Source organism: Geodermatophilus sp. DSM 44513 (assembly GCF_032460525.1).
GTDB lineage: Bacteria > Actinomycetota > Actinomycetes > Mycobacteriales > Geodermatophilaceae > Geodermatophilus.
This window is the reverse complement of record NZ_CP135963.1, coordinates 2986250-3010604: the sequence shown is the minus strand read 5'-3', so window position 1 is coordinate 3010604 and position 24355 is coordinate 2986250. Positions and strand designations below refer to the sequence as shown.

The following is a 24355-nucleotide window of genomic DNA, read 5'->3' as shown; positions in this document are numbered from 1 at the left end:
CGCTCGTCAGAGCCGGGTGGTGGTCGCCTCGTCCCGCTCCCCGTCGAAGTAGCGCTCCAGGACCTCGCCGAACACCCGCTCGTCCGGCGCCGCCGCCTCGAACAGCGTCATCGACGAGCGCAGCTTGACCGCGTCGACCGCCCCGAGCACCGCCACCGGGTCGCGGCCGGGCAGCGCCAGCAGCGCCTGCGCGCACTCCAGCAGCCGCGCCCCGAGCACCGGGTGCGCCAGGTAGGTGTGCGCCTCCTCCAGCCCGGAGACCGCGTACCGCTGCGCCGTCGGGCTGCGGCCGAGCCCGGCGACCTGGGGGAACACGAACCACATCCAGTGGCCGCGCTTGGCGCCGTCCCGCAGCTCGCGCAGCGCCTGGTCGTAGGTGCCGCCGTCCTGGGCACGGACGAAGCGCTCGAGGTCGAAGGGGTCGCTCACCGTCCCTGCATGTCCCGTCCGTGCCGGGGTGAACCGCGCGGACTACGGTCTGCGGGGACCGGCCAGGGCCGCGCTGAGGAACTGCAACATGGTGCGGGTGAGCAGCTTGCGGGAGTCCGCCCGGCGGTAGTCGTGGCCCTCGCCGGGCAGCTCCAGGTACTCCACCGGCCGGTCCAGGGCCCGCAGCGCGGCCACGACCTGGTGCGCCTCGCCGATCGGCACGTTGGTGTCGTGCTCGCCGTGCACCACGAGCAGCGGGACGTCGACGAGGTTCACCGAGGCCAGCGGCGAGATGTCCTCCAGCAGCGCCCGGTCCTGCTCCGGGTGGCCGTACTTGGTCACCGCGGCGGCGGCGATCCACGGCTCGCTGTCGCGGTAGAAGGTCACCAGGTCCGACATGCCGCAGACGTCCACCCCGGCGGCGAACACCCCCGGGGAGAACGCCAGCGAGGCCAGGGTCAGGTACCCGCCGTAGGAGCGGCCGGTCACCGCGATCCGGTCCGGGTCGGCGACCCCGGTGGCGACCAGGTGGTCGGCGGCGGCGAGCACGTCGGCGAACGCGGCGTACCGCCCGGTGAGGTCGTCGGCGTGCACGAACTCCCGCCCGAAGCCCGACGAGCCGCGGATGTTCGGCGCGAACACCGTGATGCCGGCCGCGGCCAGGGCCTGGTGCTGCGGGGAGAACGCCGGCCGCTCCTGCGCCTCGGGGCCCCCGTGCAGGTACAGCGCCACCGGCCCGGGCTCCTTGAGGTGCCCCGGCGCCCGGTACAGCCAGCCGGTCAGCGCCAGGCCGTCCCGGCCGGTGAAGGTCTCCAGCCGGGGGACGACGAGGCGCTGGCGGGGCAGCGGCGGGGAGTGCGTGATGCGGGTCCAGGCGTGCGTGGTGGTGTCGACCTGCCACAGCTCGCGCGGGCGGGTGGGTCCCTGGACGCCGAGCACCACGCTGGAGCCGTCGCGGCTGAGCACCGGGTCGGCGGCGACCAGCCCGGGCAGCCCGGTGATCGGGGTGCGCCCGCCGGTGGCGGTGTCCATCAGCTCCAGCTCGCTGCGTCCGGCCACGTTCCACACCAGCAGCAGCAGCCGGCCGGCGTCGTCGGCGTCGACGAACTCCAGCTCCGCGTCGTCGCGGGCGGCCAGCGTCCGCGGCTCGCCGCGCCAGCCGTTGGGCCCGAACGGGACGCCGATCAGCTGCCGGCGGGGCAGCCCGACGTCGGAGGCGAGGTAGACGTACACCGGGCCGGAGTGGTCCTCCGGCGCCGGGCGGATCAGGGCGACGTCGGTCGAGCCGGTCGCCCCGGGCGGCAGCACGCTGAGCGCCTCGTCGGTGAGCCGGTCGACCACGACGACGAACTGCTGCCCGCGGCCGCCGTCGCGCACCACGATGAAGCGCTCCTCCAGCGACACGTCCAGCACGTGGATGAGCTCGCCCTCGGCCAGCGGGTCCAGCCGGCCGGTGGCCGGGTCGGCCAGGTAGCAGCGGGTCGGCACGCCCTCGGCGGCGCCGGGGAAGGTGACCACGAAGCGGTGCCCGCTGCGGGTCCAGGGGCCCAGCTCGACGTGCGTCTCGGCGTCCCCGGCCACCCGGCGGGCGCCGGAGCCGTCCGGGCGCACCACCCACACCGCCGTCCGGACGCCACCGCCGGTGGCCACCTCGACGGTCAGCCAGCCGCTGTCCGCGGCCCAGCGCACCGCGGTGACCGGGTCGTCGGACAGCCGCAGCGGCCGGGCCGCGGGCTGGGCCCCGTCGACCACGACCTCCTGCAGGTACACCTGCGGGACGCCGGAGCGGTCGCTGACGAAGGCGACCTGCCGGGCGTCGGGGGTCATGTTGGGGCCCCAGCTGCCCCAGGCGTCGACGAGCGCGTCGGCCAGCGCGGCCGCCGCGTCGACCTGGGCCGGCGCCGTGGGCGCGTGGGTGGTCACCGTGCCGCGTCCTCCCTCCACCGTCGTCCCCGGGTGTGCCCGCCGCGTCGGGTGCGCCGGCAGCCGCCCACGATACGGACGGCGACCCCCACCGCAGGGACGGCACGGGCCGGCCGGTGACACCGCTCTCACCCGTTCGGGGGTACACCGCCCGGCCCGGCCTCACCTCCTCCGCCCCGGCGCCGATGCAGCCCGGGAGGAGGTGGGCAGATGACCGGGACCACGGTGCCCGCACGACGTCCGGGGCGGCGACCGCCGTCCGGGCTGGGCGCACGTGCGCACGCCGCACTGGCCACCCTCACGACACCGGGGACCACCCGGGTGCACTGGCTGATGCTCGGCTTCGCGTCCGCCTCCTGCCTCGGGGTCATGGGCATGCTCGCCGGCTCCGAGCAGCCGGCCGGGTGGCGCGCCGCCGCGGCCGTGCTGACGCTGGCCGCCGCCCTGTGCTGGCGCCGGCCGGGCCGGCGTCCGTGGGGGCCGGCCGCCGAGGCGGCGCGGGTCGTCCTGGAGATGCTGGCGCTGGCCGCCGTCACCGTCGCCGCGCCCGAACCGCAGGCCGCGCTCGGGCTGCTCTACGCGGTCTGCGGCCTGCGCAGCCTGCAGCACGGTCGCCGGGCGCTCGCCGCCCTGGTCGGCCTGGACGTCCTCGCCTACGCCAGCGGTGTGTTCCTCGCCGCGCAGCTGGGGCAGCCGCCGGCGTCCCCGGTGCTGGCCCTGCTGCCGGTCGTGGGTCTGGTCGTGACCAGCACCGCGATGCAGCTGCTGGTCGAGTCGCTCCGGGGGCAGGCCGCCGCCCAGCGTGCGCAGGAGGCCAGCCACGCCCAGCTGTCGGCCATCGTGCAGACCAGCCCGGCCGCGATGCTGCTCATCGACCCCGACGACCGGCTGGTCACCTGGAACCGCGCCGCCGAGCGGCTCTTCGAGCTGCCACCGCGCGAGTCGATCGACGGCCCCGTCCGGCTGCACCGGCGGTCCGACCGGTCGGCCTCCGGCGGTCCGGTGCACGCCGACGCCGTCGCCGCCCTGCACGCCCGGGCGCTGGCGGGGGAGGAGCTGCACGACGAGCCCCTGGCCTGGGTCCGCCGCGACGGGGGTGCCGCGCACCTGGCCGTCTCCACGGCACCGGTGCGGCTGTCCACCGGCGAGGCGCTCGGCGTGGTGGCGGTGGCCACCGACGTCACCGAACGGGAGCGGCTGCACGAGCGGCTGCGCACCCAGGCGGTGACCGACGAGCTGACCGGCCTGGGCAACCGCAGCCTGCTCACCGACCGGCTGCGCCGCGCCCTGGCCGGCGGACCCGGCCGCGGCACCTGCGCGCTGCTGCTGCTGGACCTCGACGGCTTCAAGGCCGTCAACGACACCGGCGGGCACGAGGCCGGGGACCGGCTGCTGCAGCGGACCGCCGCCGTCCTCCGGGAGGCCGTGCGGCGCACCGACACCGTCGGCCGCCTCGGTGGCGACGAGTTCGTCGTCCTGCTCGAGCAGACCACCGCGGCCGGCGCCGAGGCGGCCGCCGACACGGTGCTGGCCGCGCTGCGCAGCACCGTCCGGCTGCCCAACGGCTCCGACATCCGGATCACCGCGAGCATGGGGGTGACCGTCCTGGACGACCGGTGGGGCGGGGACGCCGAGCAGGCCCTCGCCGACGCCGACATCGCCATGTACGCGGCCAAGCGCGCCGGGCGGGACCGCTGGACGGGCTACGACCCGGCCATGCGGCGCGCCGTGGCCGACCGGGTGCGGCTGGAGACCGAGCTGCGCGCCGCGGTCGCCCACGGCCAGGTCGCCGTGCACTACCAGCCCTACGTCGACCTGCTGACCGGACGGATCACCGGCGTCGAGGCGCTGGCCCGGTGGCAGCACCCCCGCCGCGGCCTGGTGACACCGGCGGAGTTCATCCCGCTGGCCGAGGAGAGCGGCCTGATCGTGCCGCTGGGCCGCCAGGTGCTGCAGCAGGCGGTGCGCCAGGCCCGCGCCTGGCAGCTGGCCGCGCCGGGGGAGCCGCTGCTGACCGTCTCGGTCAACCTCTCGGTGCGCCAGCTCGCCGAGCCGGGGCTGCTCGACACCGTCGCGCAGGTGCTCGCCGACACCGGCCTGCCCGCGCACACGCTCACCCTGGAGCTGACCGAGTCGCTGCTGGCCGCCGACGACGAGGACGTCGTCGCGCTGCTGCACCGGCTCAAGCGGCTCGGCGTGCGGCTGGCCGTCGACGACTTCGGCACCGGGTTCAGCGCCCTGGCCTACCTGCAGCGCTTCCCGCTCGACGTCCTCAAGGTCGACCGCAGCTTCGTCCGGGACGTCACCACGCCGGACTCCGCGGCGCTCACCGCCGCGGTGGTCGCGCTGGCCCGCAGCCTGCGCCTGGCCACGGTCGCGGAGGGCATCGAGACCGCCGAGCAGGCCGTCGCCCTGCGCGCCCTGGGCTGCGACACCGCGCAGGGCTTCCACTTCGCCCGGCCGATGCCCGCGCCCGAGCTCACCGCGCTGCTCGACCGGCACTACGCCGGGACGGGCCCGCTCGCCCTCCCGGCCGGGGCTCCCCGCGGCTGAGCCGCCCGGCGACCGGCGCACGCCGGGCTCTGGCACGCTGCCCGCACCGCCGTCGTCGCAGCAGGGAGGCCCCGTGCCGCCGTCCCCCGGGCCGCTGGCCGGGCTGACCGTCGTGGAGCTGACCTCCACGTTCCTCGGCCCGTACTGCGCGGTGCTCATGGCCCAGCTCGGTGCGCGGGTGGTCAAGGTGGAGCCGCCCGCGGGCGACATCATCCGCGGCGTCGCCGACGAGCGCGGCACCGGCCTGGGCCCGGCGTTCCTCACCTTCAACCGGGGCAAGGAGTCCGTCGTCCTCGACCTGACCACCCCGGCCGGGCGGGCGGCGCTGGACCGGCTGGTCGACGGCGCCGACGTGCTGCTGCACAACATGCGGCCCCGGGCGGCCGCCCGCCTCGGCGTGGACGCGGACACCGTGCTGGCCCGCAACCCGCGGATCGTGCACTGCGCCGCCGTCGGCTACGGCTCGGCCGGCCCCTACCGCGACGAGCCGGCCTACGACGACGTCGTCCAGGGCGTGTCCGGGCTGGCCGCGGTGCAGGGCGGCAGCGGGGACCCGCAGTACGTGCGCACCCAGGTGGTCGACAAGACCGTCGGCGTCATGGCGCTGGCCGCCGTCCTCGCCGCCCTGCACGAGCGGTCGGTGTCCGGCGTGGGGCAGGCCGTCGAGGTGCCCATGTTCGAGTCGATGGCGTCCTTCCTGCTCATGGAGCAGCAGGGCGGCCGGGTGTACGCCGGGCGCACCGGCGGCACCGGGTACGCCCGCACGGCCTCGCCGCACCGCCGCCCGCACCGCACCGCCGACGGCGTGCTCGCGGTGCTGCTCTACACCGACGCGCACTGGCGGGAGTTCTTCGCCCTGGTCGGCCGCGACGACCTGGCCGCCGACCCCGAGCTGGCCGGCATCGGCGGGCGCACCCGCCGGATCGACGAGCTGTACCGGCTGGTCGACGAGGAGCTCGCCCGCCGGCCCACCGCGTACTGGCTGGCCGAGCTGCACGCCCGGCACGTGCCCGCCATGCCGGTCCACACCGTCGAGGACCTCTTCACCGACGAGCACCTGGCCGCGGTCGGGTTCTTCGAGACCGTCGAGCACCCCACCGAGGGCCCGCTGGTGCACGCCCGGCTGCCCTGGACGTTCAGCCGCAGCGGCACCCCGCAGGTGCCGGCCGCCCCGGCGCTGGGCCAGCACACCGCGGAGGTGCTGCGCCGGCTGGGCCTGTCCCCGGAGGAGGCGGACGCCGACCCGGCGGGGTGAGGACGCCGGCGGCTCAGGAGCCGCGGCGGGCCACCCTCCCGGAGCCGGCCTGGTCCAGCGGGTAGACCAGGACGTCGGCGATCACGACGTGCGGCGGGCGGTCGGCGATCCAGGTGACCACGTCGGCGACGTCCGCGCCCGACAGCGGCGTGAGCCCCTCGTAGACGGCCTTGGCCGGGGCCTCGTCGCCGCCGAAGCGGACGAGGGAGAACTCGGTCTCGACCATGCCGGGGTCGACCTGGCTCACCCGGACGCCACTGCCCAGGACGTCCATCCGCATGCCCCGGGTGATCCGCTCGACGGCGGCCTTGGTCGCGCAGTACACGGTGCCGCCGGGGTAGACCTCGCGGCCGGCGTTGGACCCGATGTTGATGACGTGCCCGGCGCCGCGCTCCACCATCCCGGGCAGCACGCAGGACGAGACGTTGAGCAGGCCGCGGACGTTGGTGTCCAGCATCCGGTCCCAGTCGTCGGGGTCGTCGGTGTGCACCGGCCCGCGGCCGGCGGCCAGCCCGGCGTTGTTGACCAGGACGTCGATCGGCGTCCACTCCGGCGGCAGCGAGCCCAGCGCGGCCGCCACCTGGGCCCGGTCGCGGACGTCCAGGGTCAGCGGCAGCACCGCGTCCCCGTGCCCGGCCTGCAGGTCCGCGAGCCGTTCGGTGCGGCGCGCGGCGGCGACCACCCGCGCGCCCCGCGCGAGGAAGGCCTCGGCACAGGCCCGGCCGATGCCGCTCGAGGCGCCGGTCACCAGCACGATCCGGGAAGCGTCCACTCAGGTCTCCGGTGCTCGGGGGAGGGGGGTGCCGCCGGCGGACGCCGGCGTGCGGTGTGCGGTGCGCGAGCCCGACGGCGCCCGGGTGCGGCGCACGGCGACCGGCTCCGACGGCGTGTCGGCGAGCAGCTGGGTGTGCAGGTAGGAGTCGCGGGACTCCCGGACGTGCACGCGCATCGCCTCGGCCGCCTCGTGGGCGCGGCCGGCCGCGACCAGCTCGGCGACCTCGCGGTGCTCGGCCCACGCCTGGGGGGCGATGGCGCCGACCAGGGGGGCGAAGAACCAGCGGCTGCGCTGGGAGAGCTGCTCGCCGAACTCCAGCAGCAGGTGGTTGCGCGCGCAGAGCGCCACGGTGCGGTGGAAGCGCGCGGTGTGCCCGGCCATCTGCTGGGTGGGCACCCCGCGTGCCCAGTCGGCGTCGGCCTCGTCGCAGATGGCCAGCAGCGCCGCGGCGTCGGCCGGCGTGCAGCGCTGGGCGGCCAGCTCCGCCGCGGAGCGCTCCACCAGCTCGCGGGCCTCGAAGAACTCCTCGACCTGGCGGCGGGTCGGCTGGTTGACGAAGGCCCCGTGGCGCGGGCGCAGGGTGATCCAGCCGTCGCGGTGCAGCCGCTGCAGGGCCTCGCGGACCGGGCCGCGGCTGACCCCGAGCTCGGTGGCCAGGCGCTCCTCGACGAGGTGGTCGCCCGGGGCCAGCGCGCGGGCGATCAGCAGCTCCTGCAGCCGCCCGTAGACGTGCTCGCGCAGCGGGACGGCGGTGATGTGCTCGGGCCCGGTCACGTCCGGATCTGCACCTCCCGCCTCGGTCAGCGTCGATATGGTCACACGGATCGTAAACAGTAGACAAGCGATCTTGTGACCTGCTTCACTCGGTCCGACCGTCCCGGCCGCGGGCCCCACCGGCTCCGGCGGCCCGGCCCGGGGCGCCCGACCGCACGTACCAGGAAGGCCGACGATGACCTCCAGCCCCACCTCCCCCCGCCCGGTCCGGCGCCTGCTGGGCACCGGCCTGGCCGCAGCCCTCCTGCTCACCGCGTGCGGCGGGGGTGACTCCGGCGGCGGGGAGACCGGCAGCGCGGGGGGCGGCGAGGCCGCGGCCCCCGGCGGGCCGCTGACCTTCGCCACGGGCGGCACCGGCGGCGTCTACTACCCCTACGGCGGCGGCATCGCCAACCTGCTCAGCTCCGAGCTGCAGGGCACGACGGTCACGGTCCAGGAGACCAACGCCTCGGTGGACAACATGCAGCTGCTGGCCTCCGGCCAGGCGCAGATCGCCTTCGCCCTCGGCGACGTCGTCGCCGACGCGGTCAACGGCGAGAACACCTTCACCGAGCCGCTGCCGATCTGCTCGCTCGGCAACATCTACAACAACTTCACCCACGTGTTCACGACCGCCGACACCGGCATCACCACGATCGAGGACCTCCGCGGCAAGCGGGTGTCCCCCGGCGCGGTCGGGTCGGCCTCGGAGGTCACCGCCGACCGGATCATGCAGGCGGCCGGTCTGGACCCGCAGGCCGACATCGAGCGCGCGCAGCTCGGGGTCGCCGAGACCGTCGCGGCCATCCAGGACGGCACCGTCGACGCCGGCTTCTGGTCCGGCGGCCTGCCGACCGGGGCCATCGTCGACCTGGCCAGCAGCGCCGACCTGGTGCTCATCCCGACCGGCGAGTACGCCGACGCGATGGCCGAGCAGTACGGCGACTACTACTTCGCCGACGAGATCCCGGCCGACACCTACGAGGGCCAGCCCGAGGCCTCCCCGCAGGTCGTCTCGCCCAACATCCTCGTCGTCCGCGACGACATGGACGAGACTCTCCAGCAGGACATCACGCGGACGATCTTCGAGAACCAGGAGCAGCTGCTCACGGTGCACCCCGCGGCCGAGGAGCTCGACCCGGCCACCGCCGACGAGGTCGAGTTCATCGAGACCTGCCCCGGCGCGCAGGCCTACTTCGACTCGGTGAGCTGACCTCCCGGGCACACGGGGAGGAGCCGGCCGTGGTCGTGCCGTCGGGGTCCGGGGTCCGCACCGCGGGCCCCGGCGGCACGTCCGCCCGCGGTCCCGGCCCCCGCCGGTCCACCGTGCTGACGGTCGCGTCCGTCGCGCTGGCCGGGGCGGTGCTGGTCGGCGCGGTGCTGGCCGGCGCGGGGGTCGCCGCGACCACGGTCGGGACGGCCGGGGACGACCGGCCGGCGGTCGTCGTCCGGACGCCGGACGGCGGGCTCGTCGCCCGCGTCCCGCTCAGCGGCGACCGGTTCGCCGTCGGCTACCGCAACAGCGTCTACACCACCCTGGCCGAGGAGCGGTACCGCGTCCTGCCCGACGGCCGCTTCGAGCTGGTGGAGCTGGCCGCCGAGCAGGTGGCCGTGCTCGAGGAGTACTACGCCGTGCCCGGCGCGCCCCGCCCGGCCCCGCCCGGGGACCGTCTGGACCACGTGGCCGCACCCGACCCGGCCCGGCCCGCCGTCTTCGAACGACTGAACATCGCCGCGACCGACCTGGGTGAGCGCACCCTGTACACCCCGGGCGCCGAGCCCGTCCCGATCTGGCGGCTCGTGACCGGCGAGGACGCCACCGTGCTACTGGAGATCGAGCGATGAAGATCAAGCTGCCCGGCCGCCCGCGCCCGCGCACCGCCGAGGACGCGCCGGCCGCCGACCGGCCACGGCACGGGGGCGCGCACCCGCCGGACGGGCGGGTCGACGTCGCCACCCTGGACCGGCGGCCCGACGCCGACCCCCTCGACGATCCCGACCGGATCGACGAGGAGGCGCTGATCGCGGAGTTCGAGGCCGAGAAGCCGGCCCGCCACCTCAGCGGGTGGCCCAGCTGGGTCACCTCGGTGGTCGGCGTGGGGCTGTCGCTGTTCGCCCTCTACTGGGTGTTCAACCCCATGCCGCGGCAGGTGTACCTGCCGGTGTTCCTCTCCGTCGGCCTGTTCCTCACCTTCCTCACCTACCGCGGCTGGCCGCGGCCGGCCAGGGCCAAGGAGGCCGGCCGGCCCGACCGGCCGAACGTCCTGGACTGGCTGCTGGCGCTGGCCTCGCTGGTGCCCGGCCTGTACATCGTGTCGGACTGGCAGGGCTTCTTCCGGCGGGCGATCCTGCCCACCGACACCGACCTGCTGGTCGGCACGCTGCTCATCCTGCTGTGCCTGGAGGCCGCGCGGCGCACCGTCGGGGTGCTCGTCCCGGTCGTCGTCCTGCTCTTCGTGGCCTCGGCCTACTGGGGGTCCTCGCTGCCCTCGCCGTTCACCACCGCCGCCTTCGGCTGGCCCCGGCTGGTCGGGCACAACGTCATGGGCACCCAGGGCATCTTCGGCACCCCGCTGGAGGTCGCGGCCACCTACATCATCCTGTTCACCATCTACGGCGCCGTGCTCGCCGCCTCCGGGGCCACCCGGTTCTTCATCGACCTGTCCTTCGCGGCCTTCGGGCAGTCCCCGGCCGGCCCGGGCCGCACCGTGACGCTGTCGGGCTTCCTGCTGGGCACGGTGTCCGGCTCGGGCGTGGCCACCACCGTCACCCTCGGTGGCATCTCCTGGCCGCTGCTGAAGAAGGCCGGCTACCCCAAGGAGGCCGGCGGCGGCGTGCTGGCCGCGGCCGGCATCGGCGCGATCATGTCGCCGCCGACCCTGGGCGCGGCGGCGTTCATCATCGCCGAGCTGCTGCAGGTCTCCTACCTCGAGGTGCTCGTCTGGGCGACGATCCCCACCGTCCTGTACTACCTCGGCATCGTGCTGGCCATCGAGATGGACGCCCGGCGGCACGGCACGCACACCGTGGAGATGCAGACCCAGTCGGCGGGCAAGCTGCTGCTGCGCTTCGGCTACCACTTCTCCTCGCTGGCCGCGATCGTGGTCTTCCTGGCGCTGGGCTACACGCCGTTCCGCGCGGTCGTCTACGCCACCGTGCTGGCGTTCGCCCTCAGCTTCCTGGAGCGGCGGTCCTGGATCACCCCGCGGCGGCTGTGGGACGCGCTGGCCGCCGGTGCCACCGGCGCGTTGTCGGTCATCCCGGTCATGGCCGTCGCCGGCATCATCGTCGGCGTCATGACCCTGACCGGGCTGGCGCTGCGGCTGGCCGGGATCATCGTCGACTTCGCCGGCGGCAGCGTCGTCCTCACCGCGGTGTTCTCCGCGGTGGTGGTGATCCTGCTGGGCCTGGCCGTGCCGGTGACGGCGAGCTTCATCATCAGCTTCGTCGTCATCTCCCCGGCGCTGCAGCAGGTGGGCGTAGAGCCGTTCGCCGCGGCGATGTTCATCTTCTACTACGCGGTGCTCAGCGAGGTGTCCCCGCCGACGGCGCTGTCCCCGTTCGCCGCCGCGGCCATCACCGGCGGGAAGCCGGTCAAGACGATGTGGCTGACCTGGAAGTACACGCTGCCGGCGTTCCTCGTGCCGTTCATCTTCGTGCTCTCCCCGCGCGGCGTGGGCCTGCTGTTCGAGGGCGGCACGGAGACGGTGCTGATCGCCTTCGCCACGTCCGTGGTCGCCGTCGCCTCCCTGGCCGTGGTGACCGGCGCCTGGCTGTTCGGCCCGGCCCGCCTGCCCGAGCGGCTGCTGTTCCTGGTGGCGGCGATCGCGCTGCTGGTGATGACGCCGACGTTCATCGCGGTGGGCGCCGGGTTCGCCGTCGCCGGCGTGGTGGTGCACCTGCTCACCCGCCGCCGGGGGGCCACCGGCGCCGGCACCGGGTCGCCGGCGGACGCCGACGACGCCGCGACCACCCGGCCGGTGCCCGCCTCCGCGACGCCCCCGGTGGCCGGTGCGCAGGTGGCCGGCGCCACGGCCGCCGACCGGCCGCGGACGGAGCGGTGAGCCCGCTCCTGGTCTCCGGCGTCGCCGACCTGCACGTGCACGGGTCACCCAGCCTGGTGCCCCGGCACGGCGCCGACCACGAGGTGGTCGGCGCGCACGCCCAGGTCGGCGTCGACCTCGCCGTCCTCAAGGCGCACGAGGGGTCCACCGCGGAGCGCGCGGCCCTGGCCGCGACCCGCGCGGAGACCGGCGGCGTGCAGGTGCTCGGCGGCATCGTGCTCAACTCCCCGGTCGGCGGCGCCAACCCCGACGCGGTGGAGGTCGCCGCCCGGCTCGGCGGGCGGGTGGTGTGGATGCCGACGGTGTCCGCACCCGCGCACGTCGCCTCCGCGGCCCGACCGGAGCTCGCCGTGCACCGGACGCTGTCCTTCCGGCAGGTCGACGTGCTCGACGACGGCGGCGCGCTGCTGCCCGCCTGGCACGAGGTGCTCGACGTGGTCGCCGCCGCCGACCTGGTGCTCGCCTCCGGGCACCTCACCTGCGCGGAGGCACTCGTGCTCTTCCGCGCGGCGCACGCCGCCGGGGTGCGCCGGATGCTGCTCAACCACCCGCGGATGCCGTTCCTGCGGTGGGACGACGCCGCGGCGCCGGAGTTCGCCCGGCTCGGCGTGGTGCTGGAGCTGGGCATCCTGCCCGACATCCTCACCCCCGACGGGCCGCGGTCGACCACGCTGGGCGAGGTCTACCCGCACGACCAGCTGGCCTTCGGCGGCGACCTCGGCCACGCCGAGCACCCGACCATGGCGCAGGCCCTGCCCGGCTGGCTGGCGGAGCTGGAGTCGTGCCTGGGCGAGGCCGGCACCGAGCGGGCGCTGACCACCGTCGGCCGCGAGCTGGTGCTGCGGTGATCCGGGTCGCCCTGCTGCCGGGGGACGGCGTGGGCGAGGAGGTGCTCGACGGGCCGGCCCGGCTGCTGCACCGGCTGGCCGCGGACGGCGCGGTCGAGGTGACCGGGCCCTGGCCGGTCGGCGCCCGCGCCGCCGCGGAGACCGGCGACGTGCTGCCCGACGCGACCCTGGCCGCCTGCGACGCCGCCGACGCGGTCCTGCTCGGCGCGGTGGGGGAGGACCCCCGCGTGCCGGCCGGGGTGTGCCCGCGCCCGGAGGTCGCGCTGCACCGGCTGCGCGAGCGCTACGACCTGCGCATCTCCGTCCGCGACGTGCCGTTCCGCGACGGCACCGAGCTGACCGTGGTGCGCAACCTGGTCGGCGGCTCCTACGGCGGCGCCGACGACCGGCGGTTCGGCGAGGACGAGGCCACCGACGTGCTGCGGCTGACCCGCGGGCGGGTGGCCGAGGTCGTGCACACCGCCTGCGACGTGCTCGCCCGCCGGGGCGGCGGGCGGCTGGTCTCGGTGGACAAGGCGAACCTCTACGCCACCGGCCGGCTGTGGCGCCAGGTCGCCGGCGACGTCGCCCGCGAGCGCGGCGTCGCCGTCGAGCACCGCTACGTCGACCGGGCCGCCTACGAGCTCGGCTCCGGTGCCGCGGTGCCCGACGTCCTGGTCACCGAGGGGCTGCTCGGCGACATCCTCTCCGACCTGGCCGCCGGGCGGGCGGGGTCGCCGGCGCTGTGCGGTTCGGCCTCGGTGCACCCCGGCGAGCCGGTCCGCGGCCGCTGCACCGCGCTGTTCGAGCCGGCGCACGGGTCGGCGCCGCGCCGGGCCGGGCAAGGTGTGGCCGACCCGCTCGGCGGCTTCCTCGCCCTGGCCGCGCTGCTGCGGCACTTCCCGGCCACCCGCGGGCTCGGCGACCGGGTGCGCGCGGCGGTCGACGCGGTGCTGCGGTCGGGCCCGTGGACCTACGACCTGGCGCCCGAGGGCACCCCGCCGGCCCCGACCGCCGCGGTCGCCGACGCGGTGCTGGCCGCCTTCGACGCCGGCGCCCCCGCTGCGCCCGCCCCGCCGGTGGCCGTCGCGGAGCCGGACGTCCGCGTGCCGGCCGACGTGCTGGCCGGCTGGACCACCGCCGTCCTGACCGCGGTCGGGGCCCGGCGGCAGCACGCCGGCGACGCGGCCCGGGTGCTCGGCTACGCCGACCTGTCCGGCATCGACTCCCACGGCGTCGCCCGGCTGCCGGCCTACGTGCGCGGGCTGCAGGCCGGGGCGATCGCCACCGACGGCGAGCCGACGGTGCACGGTGAGGGCGCGGTCGCGCTGGTCGACGGGCACGGCCTGCTCGGCCACCCGGTCACCACCCTGGCGCTGGCCGAGGCGGTCCGCCGGGCGCGGGCGCACGGCGTCGGCTGGGTCAACGTGCGCGACAGCAGCCACCACGGCGCCAGCGGCGCCTACGTGTTCGAGGCGGCCGGTCAGGGGCTGGTCGGGCTGGCCGCCACCAACACCGGCGCGGTCGTCGCCCCGGCCGGCGGCGTCCGCCCCTACCTGGGCACCAACCCGCTGGCCCTCGGCGTCCCGGTGGCGGGGGAGGAGCCGCTGGTGTTCGACATGGCCACCTCCGCGGTCGCCGCCGGCAAGTTCGAGATCGCGATGCGCACCGGCCGCCCGGTGCCGCTCGGCTGGGGCGTGGACGCCGACGGGCGCCCGACCACCGACCCGGCCGCCGTCTTCCCCGGCCGCGGCGCCCTGCTGCCGCTGGGCAGCGACCGCGAGCGGTCGGTGCACAAGGGCTACGGGCTGGCCCTGCTCGTCGAGGTGCTCACCGCCGTCCTCGGCCGGGGCCCGACCGGCCCGGGCGTGGGCAACCTGACCTTCCGGGCCGGCAGCGGGCACCCCGGCGTCAGCCACCTGGTCGTCGTCCTGGACCCCGGCCGGCTCGGCGACCCTGCGGAGCTGCGCACCGGGGCCGCCCGGCTGCTCGCCGCCCTGCGCGCGCTGGCCCCGGTCGACGCCGAGCGGCCGGTCCGGACGCCGGGACAGCGGGCCGCCGCCGAGCGCACCCTGCGCCGGGTGCACGGCGTCCCCCTCGACGCCGGGACGCACCGGGCGCTGCAGGAGCTCGCCGGGCAGGTCGGCCGCCCGCTCGGGGTGCCCGCGCGTGCCTGACCCCGCCCCGGCCCGGCCTCTCGCGCGCGGAAGGCCCCCCGTTCGGCCTCTCGCGCGCGAAGGGCCATGACGAGCGTGGCCAGGGGTGGGGCCGCGCGCGCCGTCGTCCGCGCGGTGTCGATCTCCGCGCTCGGCGTGCTGCCGGCGTTCCTCGTCGGCGCGCTCGCGGTGCAGATCCGCGCCGAGCTCGACGTCGGGCTGGGCCTGTTCGGGCTGGCCGCGGCGACCCTGTTCGCCGTCTCCGGGGCGCTCGCCCGCCCCGCCGGCCGGCTGGTGCAGCGGCTGGGCTCCCGCCGCGGCGCCGCGCTGGCCGCGGCGCTGGCCACCACCTCGCTCACCGTCATCGGGCTGGCCGGGTCACCCGCCGCGCTGATGGCCGGGCTGGCGGTCGGCGGGCTGGGCAACGCGGTCGCCCAGCCGTCGGCCAACGCGGTCGTCTCCGAGCTGGTCACCGACGCGCGCCTCGGCGTGGCGTTCGGCATCAAGCAGTCCTCGATCCCCGCCGCCACCCTGCTCGGCGGCCTCGCCGTCCCCGGCATCGCGCTGGTGGCCGGCTGGCGGTGGGCGGTGGCCGGCGCGGTGGGCCTGGCCCTGCTCCTGCTGCTGACCTCCCTCGCCGGCCGGGACGCCGGCCAGCGGACCGCCGCGGCGCGCGAGGCCGCCGCCGCCCGCGCGCCGGACCGCGGGCTGCCCCGCGGCGGGCTGGTGGTGCTCACCCTCGGCGGCTTCCTCGGCTCGGCGGCGGCCACCCCGACCGGGGTGTTCCTCGTCGACTCCGCGGTGGCCGCCGGCATCGGCGCCGGGGCGGCCGGACTGCTGTTCGCCGCTTGCTCGGTGCTCGGGCTGGCCAGCCGCGTCGGGTACGGGGTGTTCGTCGACCGGCACCCGGCCCGCAGCGCCTACCTCTTCATCGCCAACCTGCTCACCCTCGGCACGCTGGGCTACGTGCTCATGGCCCTGGGCGCGGTGCCCGCCTTCGTCGCCGGCGGGGTGCTCGCCTACGGCGCCGGCTGGGCGTGGACCGGGCTGTTCCACTTCGCCGTCATCCGCGACAACCGCGGCGCGGCCGCCTCGGTCACCGGGTTCGTGCAGACCGGGCTGTCGCTGGGGGCGGCGTCCGGGCCGCTGCTGTTCGGCGTCGTCGCCCAGACCGCCTCCTACCCCGCCGCCTGGCTCACCACCGCCGCACTGAGCCTGGCCGGCGCGGTCACCGTCCGGGTCAGCCGCCGGATGGTGCGCCGCTCCCGCGGCCTGCCGGTGGGGCGGCGCACCCGTGTCCTCGACCCGACCTGAGGAGTTCCGCATGAGCACCTGCCGCGTGCACCCGCCCGGCCCGCGCCCCGACGACGGCCTGCTGGCCCGGGCCCGCGCGCTGCCGACGAGCATCCTGTCCGACGCCCTCGCGCGCACCGGCGGCGTCACCGGCGTGCTGCCCGTGCCCGGCGGGCGCTGGCCGCGGGTCGCCGGCCCGGCGCTGACCGTGCGCACCCGCCCCGGCGACAACCTCGTCGTCCACCGCGCCCTGGACCTCGCCGCACCCGGCGACGTGCTCGTCGTCGACGGCGGCGGCGCGCTGGACCGCGCGGTGCTGGGCGAGATCATGGCCCGCTACGCCGCCGCCCGCGGGCTGGCCGCCCTGGTCGTGGACGGCGCGGTGCGCGACGTCGAGGGCCTGGCCGCCGGCACCCTGCCGGTGTTCGCGCGCGGGGTGACCCACGTCGGCCCGTACAAGGACGGCCCCGGCGAGGTCGGCGGGCCGGTGCAGGCCGGCGGCACGGTGGTGCGCGCCGGTGACGTCGTCGTCGGCGACGCGGACGGCGTGGTGGTGGTGCCGCACGAGCGGGCGGCGGAGGTGCTCGCGGACGGCGAGGGGCTGCTGCGGGCCGAGGAGGCGGTGTTCGCCGACATCGCGGCCGGCACGCTGGACCGCTCGTGGGTGACCGCGGCGCTCACCGAGGTGCGGGTGACGGCGCCGTGAGCACCCGGTGGGGGCTGCTCGGCTTCGGCGAGGCCGGCCGCGTGATCGGCGGCGCGCTGGCCGCCTCCGGCGCCGACCTGGTGGTGCACGACCGGCTGCTGCTGGACGCCTCGCGCGGCCGCAGTGTCGCCGCGGCGGTCCGCGCGGCGGGCGCCCGGCCGGTTGACGACGTCGCAGGCCTGGCCGGGCGGGACGTCGTGCTGTCCCTGGTCACCCCGGCCACCGCCCTGGCCGCGGCGGAGGCGTTCGCGCCGGCGGCCGGCGACGGCGTCCTCTACGTCGACCTCAACTCCACCGCGCCGCAGGTGAAGGAGGCGGTGCTCGGCGCGCTGCCCGGCGCCCGCGTCGTCGACGGGGTGATGACCGGCGGGGGCATCCGGCTCGACGGCAGCCGCATCCCCGTCTCGCTGGCCGGGCCGGACGCCGCCGAGGCCGCCGGGCTGCTGTCCGGAGCCGGCCTCAACACCGCCGTCGTCGGGGACCGGGTCGGTGCCGCGGCGGCGCTGAAGATGCTGCGCAGCGTGGTCGTCAAGGGCATGGAGGCGCTGTGGACCGAGGCGCTGCTGGCCGCCTCCGAGATGGACGTCGTCGAGCCGCTGCTGGCGATGGTGGAGGAGACGCTGGACCGCTGGCCCACCCGCGACTTCGCCACCATGCTGGTCACCACGCACGTCGCGCACGCCGGCCGCCGGCAGGTCGAGGCCCGGATGGTGCGTGACACCGTCGCGGCCACCGGCGTGCCCCCGCTCATGGCCGCTGCCCTGGTCGCCCGCCAGGAGCGCACCGCCGCGGGGCTGGAGCGCACCGGGCGGCCGCCCGGCGAGGTGCCGGCCACCCTGGCCGAGGCGCTGGAGGTGCTGCGCGGCCTGCCCGGCTGAGACGGAACCGTCGGACCCCTCCGGCAGGCTGACGGCGACCTGCCACACCACTGCGGAGGGGGCGACGGTGATCCCCGAGCCGAGGGCGACCGACCTGGACCTGGTCGACGTCGAGAACGCCCTGCTGCGCGCCGCCGTCGGCGACTACGCCGCCGAGGCCGCCGTCCTGCTGCTCGTCAACGCCGGGCACTGGCCGGCCCAGCTGCAGCAGGCCGGCCTCGTGTCCCTGCTCGGGGACGTCGACGGCGGGGGCCTGTGGGCGCAGGTCGCCTGGCCCGACGTCGACGCCGCCCTGCGCGCCGGCGTGATCGGCGGCAGCGGCAGCCAGCTGCGGCTGCTCCGCGCGGCGGCCTCGCTGGCCGACGGGCAGCCGGTCGACCTCGGCGACCTCGCCGCCGGGCTCGACCGCGACCACCTGGCCCTCGTGCTGGCCGCGGTCGCGCACGCCGGCGGCAGCCACGGAGAGGACCGCCCACCGCTGGCCGCCTGGCCGGCCCGCTGACCGACACGAACCCGCCCGGCAGGAACCCGCTGGTCAGACGCCCGGGACTGTCGTACCCCCGCCGTAGGTTGCAGGTCGTGGAGCTGGTCACCGGGCAGGTCTCGTCCGCCGAGGGCGTGCTGATCGACTGGGCGGTGGCCCGGCCGGTGGACCTGCCACGGCTGCCGGTGGACCTGCTGTCCCGGGAGCAGGCGGCCGCCGAGCTGGCCCGGGTGCAGGCGCGGAAGGCCATGACCGCCGCCTACGAAGCCGAGCTGGTGATGGCGCTGGCCGATCACAGCCCGGACACCCTCGACCCACCGCCGGACCACCCCGGGGCCAGGCGGGGGTCGTGGGCGCCGGACGCCGAGCTGCCCGGTGTGTCGGAGTTCTTCACCGCCGAGCTGGCGGTGGTCCTCAACTGCGGCCGCGGCACCGCCAGCCACCTAGCGGTGCGCGCCTCGGTGTGGCAGGAGCGGCTGCCGGCCACCCTCGCAGCGATGGCCGACGGGGTGCTGGACGAGCCACGGGCGAAGGTGCTGGCCGACGTGTGCGCGCACACGAGTCCGGCCACCGCTCGGCAGGTCGAGGCCCGGGTCCTGCCCGTCGCCACCGCGTTGTCGACCGGCCGGCTGCGGTCCCGGGCGACCGCGCTGCTGCTGGAACTGGACGCCGACGCCGTCGACGCCCGCAAGGAGGACGCGAAGCGGCAGGCCGACGTGCGCACCTGGCCGTCCCACCTGGAGGGCATGGCCGCCTTCGCCGCGGAACTGCCCGCCGACGAGGCCGCCGAGGCGTTCGACCTGGTCGACCAGCTGGCCCGGATGGCCAAGGCCGACGGCGACGACCGCCCGATCGGGGCCATCCGCACCGAGGTGTGCTCGCTGCTGCTGCGCCGCCCCGCCGACTCCGGCCTGCCGGCGGCGACCGCACAGGTCACGGTCACCGCGGCGCTGGACGCGCTGGAGGGCCGCACGGCGACGCCCGGCGCGGTGGACGGGCTGCCCATCACTGCCGGCCACGTGCGCGACCTGCTGCGGCGCATCGGAGCCCTGGGCCTCACCGCACCCGAGGGCGGATCCCTGGGCTTCGCGCTCACCGACGGCGACGGGCGGCTGCTGGCCACCGCCGGCCTCGACCAGCTGCGCCGCACCGCCCGCCGCGGCTGCCCGGAGCACCCAGCTGAGGAGTGCGGGTGCGCGGTGCTGAGCCGTCCGCGGGCGACCGGCGCCTACACCCCGACCACCGCCCAGCAGACCTTCCTGCACACCCGTGACCGGGGCTGCCGGTTCCCCCACTGCGGGCAGCGGGCCGGCTGGGCCGACGCCGACCACGTCATCCCGCACGCCTGCGGCGGCCCCACCGACTGCGCCAACCTCTGCTGCCTGTGCCGGAGTCACCACCGGCTGAAGACCCTGGCCCGCGGCTGGCGGTTCGTCATGGACGCCGACGGCACGCTGCACGTCACCACCCCCTCCGGGGTCACCCGCACCACGAGGCCACCGGGGCTGCGACCACCCGCGACCGATCCACCCGAGGCGGACGAGACACCGCCGACCACGGCTCCGATGGACGACGAACCGCCACCGTTCTGACCGCGGGACGACCGGACTCGCTCGCTGAGCCGGCGAGCGTCACGAGCGCGACGGCCACGGGACGACCACGCCACAGCGCGCGTGTGGCCCGCCTCCCTGCAGGCCTCTGGCCACGGGTCGTCGCAGGAGTCCGGGCGCGCGGCTCGCGCTGCCCGTGTCCTTGCGGCCCAGTCAGGGACAGGTCGTCTGTTGCCTCGCGTGTACGTGCAGCGGCGGAGGCAACCGTTCAGGCGACCTCGCTGGTGCTGCGGTCGGCCACGGATGACCATGACGACGTGCCGCCACCACCTCCCGTCCGCCGCACAGCAGACCCGTGACGTCGGGCCAGAAGGCCGGTGTGGTGCTCACGGTCGTGGCCGATGCCCTCTGGTTGGTCGTCGTCATCGCGGTCCTGGCGACCCCGCCGGACCAAGGCGCGAACATCGGTGCCGGGATCCTCGTCCTACTGGCTGCCCTGCCGCTGTCCATCGTGGCGGCCGTCGTGCTGATCACCACGACGGCCTCCACCGCACCTCGTGCGGCGGGTGCCGCCTCCGTAGCCCTGTGGACGCTGTTCGTGGTCCTTCCGTGGACCTCTGCGGCAGGGAACGGTGTGCAGCTCCCCGTCGGGCTGGCGGCGATCCTGGCACTCAGCGCGAGCGCCGCCCTCGTCGGCACGGCCCACCGACGTCAACGGCGCTGAAGCGGCTCGCGACCTCAGGCTGTCCGCGCGACCGCGGGTGTCTCTGCCGCCCTCACTGCCCGCTCGGTCGTTGTCCCGTGACGGCCCATCTAGGGACGACGGCTGCGTGCCCTTGAGACCACCACCGAGCCGGCCACCCCGAAGACGACAGCAAGCCCAGCGCAAACGGCGACGAGGACTCCGATCAAGGTCCGGCCTTCCAGTAGTGCCGGGAGGGCCAGCCAGAGGAGGACCAGAACGCCTAGCGCCACAGCAAGGACGCAGGAGGCCGTGGCCATACGGCGAGACACACCCGCGGACGGTTGTTGACGACGGCGCCGTGGACAACTCCTTCACCCCATTGAGTCAGGGGCATCGACCGAGTCGGCGGTCCACCCGGGTGCCGACCCACTGTGTCCCACCGGCCGCCTTCAGGGACACGAGAGGGGGCACACGTCATCGCCGGGCACGCCCAGTGACCGACGATCGCCCGGCGGCCCGCACCAGGGCGTCAGGCGCGGGCGGCGGTCCGGCGTTCGCGGTGTGCGGCGACCAGGGCGGGGCGCTCGCGCAGCAGCAGGCGCCGGCCCAGCACGATGACCAGCCCGCCGAGCACGGCCAGCGCGGCGGTCGCGCTCCAGGCGAGGGTGTAGGAGCCGGCCGACACCACGGCACCGAAGGCCAGCGGCCCCAGCGCGGCGCCCAGGCCCATCCCGCCCTGGGTGATCGAGGTCGCCCGGGCGGCCATGCCGTGGTGCATGCGGGTCACCGCGTACGTCGACAGGCCGGCCCACGCCCAGCCGGTGCAGTAGCCGAGCACCGCGCCGACCACGATGAGCGCCTCCACGCCGGTGCCCAACAGCGCGTAGGACAGCCCGCCCAGCGACATCTGCGCCGCGACGACCAGCAGCCACCGGGTGCGGATGCGGTCGGCCAGCCAGCCGACGACCACCCGGGCGACCGCGCCGACTCCACTGGCCACGGCGGCCAGCACGCCCGCCGTCGCGGGGTCGATGCCGCCGGCGACCGCGGTGCTCACGGAGAACGCGCCGAGCGCGTTGCCGGTCGCCGCGCCCAGCATGAGCCCGACGGTGAGCACGTAGAGCGGCGCGCGGCGGAACGGGCCGGCGGCCTCCGACGGCGCCGACGACGACCCCGCCGTCCCCAGCCGCCGCGCGCTCGGCACCGACAGCGCGACGAGCAGCGCCAGCCCGGCACCCAGCCCGAACGCCGTCCGCCAGCCCAGCGGGATGGCCACCAGCGGCACCGCCACCCCCGCCAGCAGCGTCGACAACGGGATCGCCGCCTGCTTGAGGCCGTACGCCAGGCCCTGCCGGCCCGACGACACCGAGCAGGCGATGAGGTCGTTGCTGGCCGGCTGACCGATGCCGTTGCCCCACCCGGCCAGCACCAGCGCCGCCACCACGACGCCGACGTCGGGGGTGGCCAGCGCGACCAGCAGCATCGCCGCCGCCGCGGTCCCGCTGGCCAGCCGGACCACGACCACCGTGCCGAGCCGGCGCACCAGGGTGCCGGCGGACAGGGCCGAGACCGCCGAGGTGCCGAAGAACGCCGCGACCAGCAGGCCGAGCAGCGAGGGACCGACGTCCAGGTCGGCACTCACCTGCACCCAGAGGACGCCGACGAGGTACGCCGGGAGCACGCCCGCGGTGGTCACCGTGACCGCCGCGGTCGCCGCGCGGGCGGTGCCCACGGGCCGCTCCCGGCGCGCGCTCACGAGGTCCGCACCACCCTCACGCCGCGTCGTCCTCGGTCAGCAGCACCTCGACCAGGTGCTCGGCGATCGCCAGGGACGACGTCGCCGCCGGCGAGGGCGCGTTCCGCACGGCGACCACCGCGCCGCGCCGGGTGATCCGGAAGTCGTCGACCAGGCTGCCGTCGGACTCCAGCGCCTGCGCCCGGATCCCCGCCGTCGCCGGCACCATGTCCTCGGCGGTCAGCTCCGGCACGTAGCGGCGGGCCGCGGCGGTGTACGCCTTCTTCGACAGCGACCCGCGCATCTCCGCGAGTCCCGTGCGCCAGTGCTGCCGGGCGAACCGCCGGAACCCGGGGAAGCGGGCGATGGCGGCCAGCTCGGCGGGGGAGACGTCCCGCCACGTGTAGCCCTCCCGGGCCAGCGCCAGGACGGCGTTGGGGCCGACCAGCACCTCGCCGTCGAACCGCGGGGTCAGGTGCACCCCGAGGAAGGGGTACCGCGGGTCGGGCACCGGGTAGACCAGGCCGTTGACCAGGGACCGCTTGTCCGGGGTGAGCGCGTAGTACTCGCCGCGGAAGGGCACGATCCGCGGCGCGTCGTCGTCGCCGGCCAGCCGCGCCAGCCGGTCGACTTGCAGCCCGGCGCACAGCACCACCCGGTCGACGACGACCTCCTCGCCGGCGGTGCTGGTCACCACCACCTGCCCGCCGGCGTGCCGCAGCCCGGCGACGGCGAAGCCGGTGCGGAACGTGGCGCCGGCCGCGCGGGCGTCGTCGGCGAGCCGGTCGGTGACCGACACGTAGTCGCAGATCGCGGTGCTCGGCGAGTGCAGGGCGGCGATGCCGGCGACGTGCGGCTCGATCTCGCGCAGCTCGGCGCGGTCGATGACCCGGATGCCGGGGACGCCGTTGGCCCGGGCCCGCTCGGCGATCGCGCCCAGCCGTTGCTCCTCGGCGCCGTCGAGCGCGACGAGCACCTTGCCGACCTCGTCGTAGGGCAGGCCCCGTTCGGCGCAGAACTCCTTGAGCAGCCCCACGCCGCGGCGGCACAGCCGGGCCTTGAGCGAGCCCGGCTCGTAGTACAGGCCGGCGTGCACCACCCCGGAGTTGCGGCCGGTCTGGTGGGTGGCCAGCCGGTCCTCCTTCTCCAGCACCGTCACCACGGCGTCCGGACGCTGGACGAGCAGGCGGCGGGCCACCGCCGTCCCGATGATCCCGCCCCCGACCACGGCGTATCGCTGGACCGGCATCGCTCTCCGTTCTCGGCAGGACCTGGGAGCCGATCGTGACCAGCGGCTACGGTGACCGTCGTGATCTCCGTCGCACACCCGGCCCGAGGCCGTCGTCCCCGTCCGCAGGGTAGTTCCCGGTGACCGCCCTGACCGGTGTGCTGCCGATCACACTGACCCCGTTCACCGAGGACGGCGCGGTCGACGAGGGCAGCATCGACACCCTGGTCGAGGACTACCTCGGCGCCGGGGCGCACGGGCTGACCATCCTCGGGATCATGGGCGAGGCCGCCAAGCTGCTCGACGAGGAGCGCGACCGGGTGCTGCGCCGCTACCTGCAGGCCACCGCCGGGCGGGTGCCGGTCGTCGCCGGCGTCTCGGCGCGGGCCACCGTGATGGCCCTGGACTACGCCCGTCGTGCCGAGGACGCCGGCGCCGCAGCCGTGATGCTCGCCCCGCCGGAGAACACCCGGAACCTCGACCTGGTCTTCGAGCACTTCCGGCTGGTCGCCGAGGCGGTGTCGGTGCCGGTCGTGGTGCAGGACGAGCCGGTCAACACCGGGGTGGTCATGCCCGCGCCGTTCCTCGTCCGGCTGCTCGACGAGATCGCGGGCTGCCGCTACCTCAAGCTCGAGGAGACCCCGACGCTGCCCAAGATCACCGCGGTGAAGCAGCGGGCCAAGGAGCCGGTCGGCGTCTTCGGCGGTCTCGGCGGGCTCTACCTGTACGAGGAGCTGCTGCGCGGGGCCGACGGCATCATGACCGGCTTCGGCTTCCCGCAGGTGCTCGTCGGCACCTACGAGCGGTTCGCCGCCGGTGACCGCGCGGGCGCCCAGGAGTTCTTCTTCCGGTACCTGCCGCTGATCCGGTACGAGGCCCAGCTCGGCGTCGGCGGGGTGACCATCCGCAAGCAGGTCTTCCTCCGCCGCGGCGCGATCGCCTCGGCGCACGCCCGCTTCCCGGCCCCGCCGGTCGACGAGCTGACCCTCGCCGAGCTCGACGACCTGATCACCGCCGTCGGCCTGTAGCCCGCCCACCCCCGGCCGGGCGCGCACCGACGC

General features: G+C 76.4%; 20 protein-coding genes. 14 read left to right on the top strand and 6 right to left on the bottom strand.

Annotated elements, in window-relative coordinates:
• Positions 1-6: 6 nt before the first annotated feature.
• Together RTG05_RS14560 and RTG05_RS14555 are read right to left on the bottom strand one after the other, a co-directional pair.
• Positions 7-429, bottom strand: a complete 423-nt coding sequence (locus RTG05_RS14560; protein WP_166525717.1) for a DUF1810 domain-containing protein — start codon at positions 427-429, stop codon at positions 7-9.
• A gap of 42 nt (positions 430-471) precedes the next feature.
• Positions 472-2352 carry a S9 family peptidase gene (locus RTG05_RS14555; protein WP_166525716.1) on the bottom strand — a complete coding sequence of 627 codons (1881 nt, stop codon included), beginning with the start codon at positions 2350-2352 and terminating at the stop codon, positions 472-474.
• Between the two features lie 210 nt (positions 2353-2562).
• Here RTG05_RS14555 and RTG05_RS14550 point away from each other — a divergent pair, with 210 nt between their 5' ends.
• Both RTG05_RS14550 and RTG05_RS14545 read left to right on the top strand, forming a co-directional pair.
• Complete coding sequence (locus RTG05_RS14550; RefSeq protein ID WP_166525715.1) at positions 2563-4905, top strand: putative bifunctional diguanylate cyclase/phosphodiesterase; 2343 nt, start codon at positions 2563-2565, stop codon at positions 4903-4905.
• Between the two features lie 73 nt (positions 4906-4978).
• A complete protein-coding gene (locus tag RTG05_RS14545; protein ID WP_166525714.1) occupies positions 4979-6160 on the top strand; it encodes a CaiB/BaiF CoA transferase family protein in 1182 nt (393 codons plus the stop codon).
• Positions 6161-6173: 13 nt separating this feature from the next.
• On the opposite strand, the gene RTG05_RS14540 is transcribed toward RTG05_RS14545, so the two are convergent.
• The gene (locus RTG05_RS14540; protein WP_166525713.1) at positions 6174-6932 is read right to left on the bottom strand and encodes an SDR family NAD(P)-dependent oxidoreductase; all 759 of its coding nucleotides are present in this window, start codon (positions 6930-6932) and stop codon (positions 6174-6176) included.
• Entirely contained in the window at positions 6933-7709 is a 777-nt protein-coding gene (locus RTG05_RS14535; protein ID WP_315911905.1) for a GntR family transcriptional regulator, read from the bottom strand.
• A 175-nt stretch (positions 7710-7884) separates the two neighbouring features.
• Here RTG05_RS14535 and RTG05_RS14530 point away from each other — a divergent pair, with 175 nt between their 5' ends.
• From RTG05_RS14530 to RTG05_RS14480, 11 genes are all read left to right on the top strand, one after another.
• Positions 7885-8901: a TAXI family TRAP transporter solute-binding subunit gene (locus tag RTG05_RS14530; protein ID WP_315911904.1), complete on the top strand. Its 1017-nt coding sequence runs from the start codon at positions 7885-7887 to the stop codon at positions 8899-8901.
• Positions 8902-8930: 29 nt separating this feature from the next.
• Positions 8931-9533, top strand: coding sequence for a hypothetical protein (locus tag RTG05_RS14525; protein WP_166525712.1), 603 nt, complete (start codon positions 8931-8933; stop codon positions 9531-9533).
• Positions 9530-11752 carry a TRAP transporter permease gene (locus RTG05_RS14520; protein ID WP_166525711.1) on the top strand — a complete coding sequence of 741 codons (2223 nt, stop codon included), beginning with the start codon at positions 9530-9532 and terminating at the stop codon, positions 11750-11752. Before RTG05_RS14525 ends, RTG05_RS14520 begins: the two co-directional genes overlap by 4 nt.
• Complete coding sequence (locus RTG05_RS14515) at positions 11749-12600, top strand: DUF6282 family protein (protein WP_166525710.1); 852 nt, start codon at positions 11749-11751, stop codon at positions 12598-12600. The genes RTG05_RS14520 and RTG05_RS14515 overlap by 4 nt, the downstream gene beginning before the upstream one ends.
• Positions 12597-14756: an Ldh family oxidoreductase gene (locus RTG05_RS14510; RefSeq protein ID WP_166525709.1), complete on the top strand. Its 2160-nt coding sequence runs from the start codon at positions 12597-12599 to the stop codon at positions 14754-14756. Before RTG05_RS14515 ends, RTG05_RS14510 begins: the two co-directional genes overlap by 4 nt.
• A gap of 66 nt (positions 14757-14822) precedes the next feature.
• Positions 14823-16049 carry an MFS transporter gene (locus tag RTG05_RS14505; RefSeq protein WP_166525708.1) on the top strand — a complete coding sequence of 409 codons (1227 nt, stop codon included), beginning with the start codon at positions 14823-14825 and terminating at the stop codon, positions 16047-16049.
• Between the two features lie 10 nt (positions 16050-16059).
• Positions 16060-16734 carry an RraA family protein gene (locus RTG05_RS14500; RefSeq protein WP_166525707.1) on the top strand — a complete coding sequence of 225 codons (675 nt, stop codon included), beginning with the start codon at positions 16060-16062 and terminating at the stop codon, positions 16732-16734.
• Positions 16731-17612 (top strand): DUF1932 domain-containing protein, encoded by an 882-nt coding sequence (locus tag RTG05_RS14495; RefSeq protein ID WP_166525706.1) that lies wholly within the window; start codon positions 16731-16733, stop codon positions 17610-17612. The genes RTG05_RS14500 and RTG05_RS14495 overlap by 4 nt, the downstream gene beginning before the upstream one ends.
• A gap of 67 nt (positions 17613-17679) precedes the next feature.
• Positions 17680-18114 (top strand): hypothetical protein, encoded by a 435-nt coding sequence (locus RTG05_RS14490; RefSeq protein ID WP_166525705.1) that lies wholly within the window; start codon positions 17680-17682, stop codon positions 18112-18114.
• 77 nt (positions 18115-18191) lie between these two features.
• Entirely contained in the window at positions 18192-19688 is a 1497-nt protein-coding gene (locus RTG05_RS14485) for an HNH endonuclease signature motif containing protein (protein WP_315911902.1), read from the top strand.
• Positions 19689-20001: 313 nt separating this feature from the next.
• A complete protein-coding gene (locus RTG05_RS14480; protein WP_166525704.1) occupies positions 20002-20370 on the top strand; it encodes a hypothetical protein in 369 nt (122 codons plus the stop codon).
• Between the two features lie 490 nt (positions 20371-20860).
• Here the strand turns inward: RTG05_RS14480 and RTG05_RS14475 are convergent, their stop codons facing one another.
• Together RTG05_RS14475 and lhgO are read right to left on the bottom strand one after the other, a co-directional pair.
• A complete protein-coding gene (locus RTG05_RS14475) occupies positions 20861-22087 on the bottom strand; it encodes an MFS transporter (protein WP_315911901.1) in 1227 nt (408 codons plus the stop codon).
• A 16-nt stretch (positions 22088-22103) separates the two neighbouring features.
• Positions 22104-23315, bottom strand: coding sequence for an L-2-hydroxyglutarate dehydrogenase (lhgO, locus tag RTG05_RS14470; RefSeq protein ID WP_166525703.1), 1212 nt, complete (start codon positions 23313-23315; stop codon positions 22104-22106).
• Between the two features lie 119 nt (positions 23316-23434).
• Here lhgO and RTG05_RS14465 point away from each other — a divergent pair, with 119 nt between their 5' ends.
• On the top strand, positions 23435-24322 hold the full coding sequence (locus RTG05_RS14465; protein WP_166525702.1) for a dihydrodipicolinate synthase family protein: 888 nt from the start codon (positions 23435-23437) through the stop codon (positions 24320-24322).
• Positions 24323-24355: the final 33 nt, after the last annotated feature.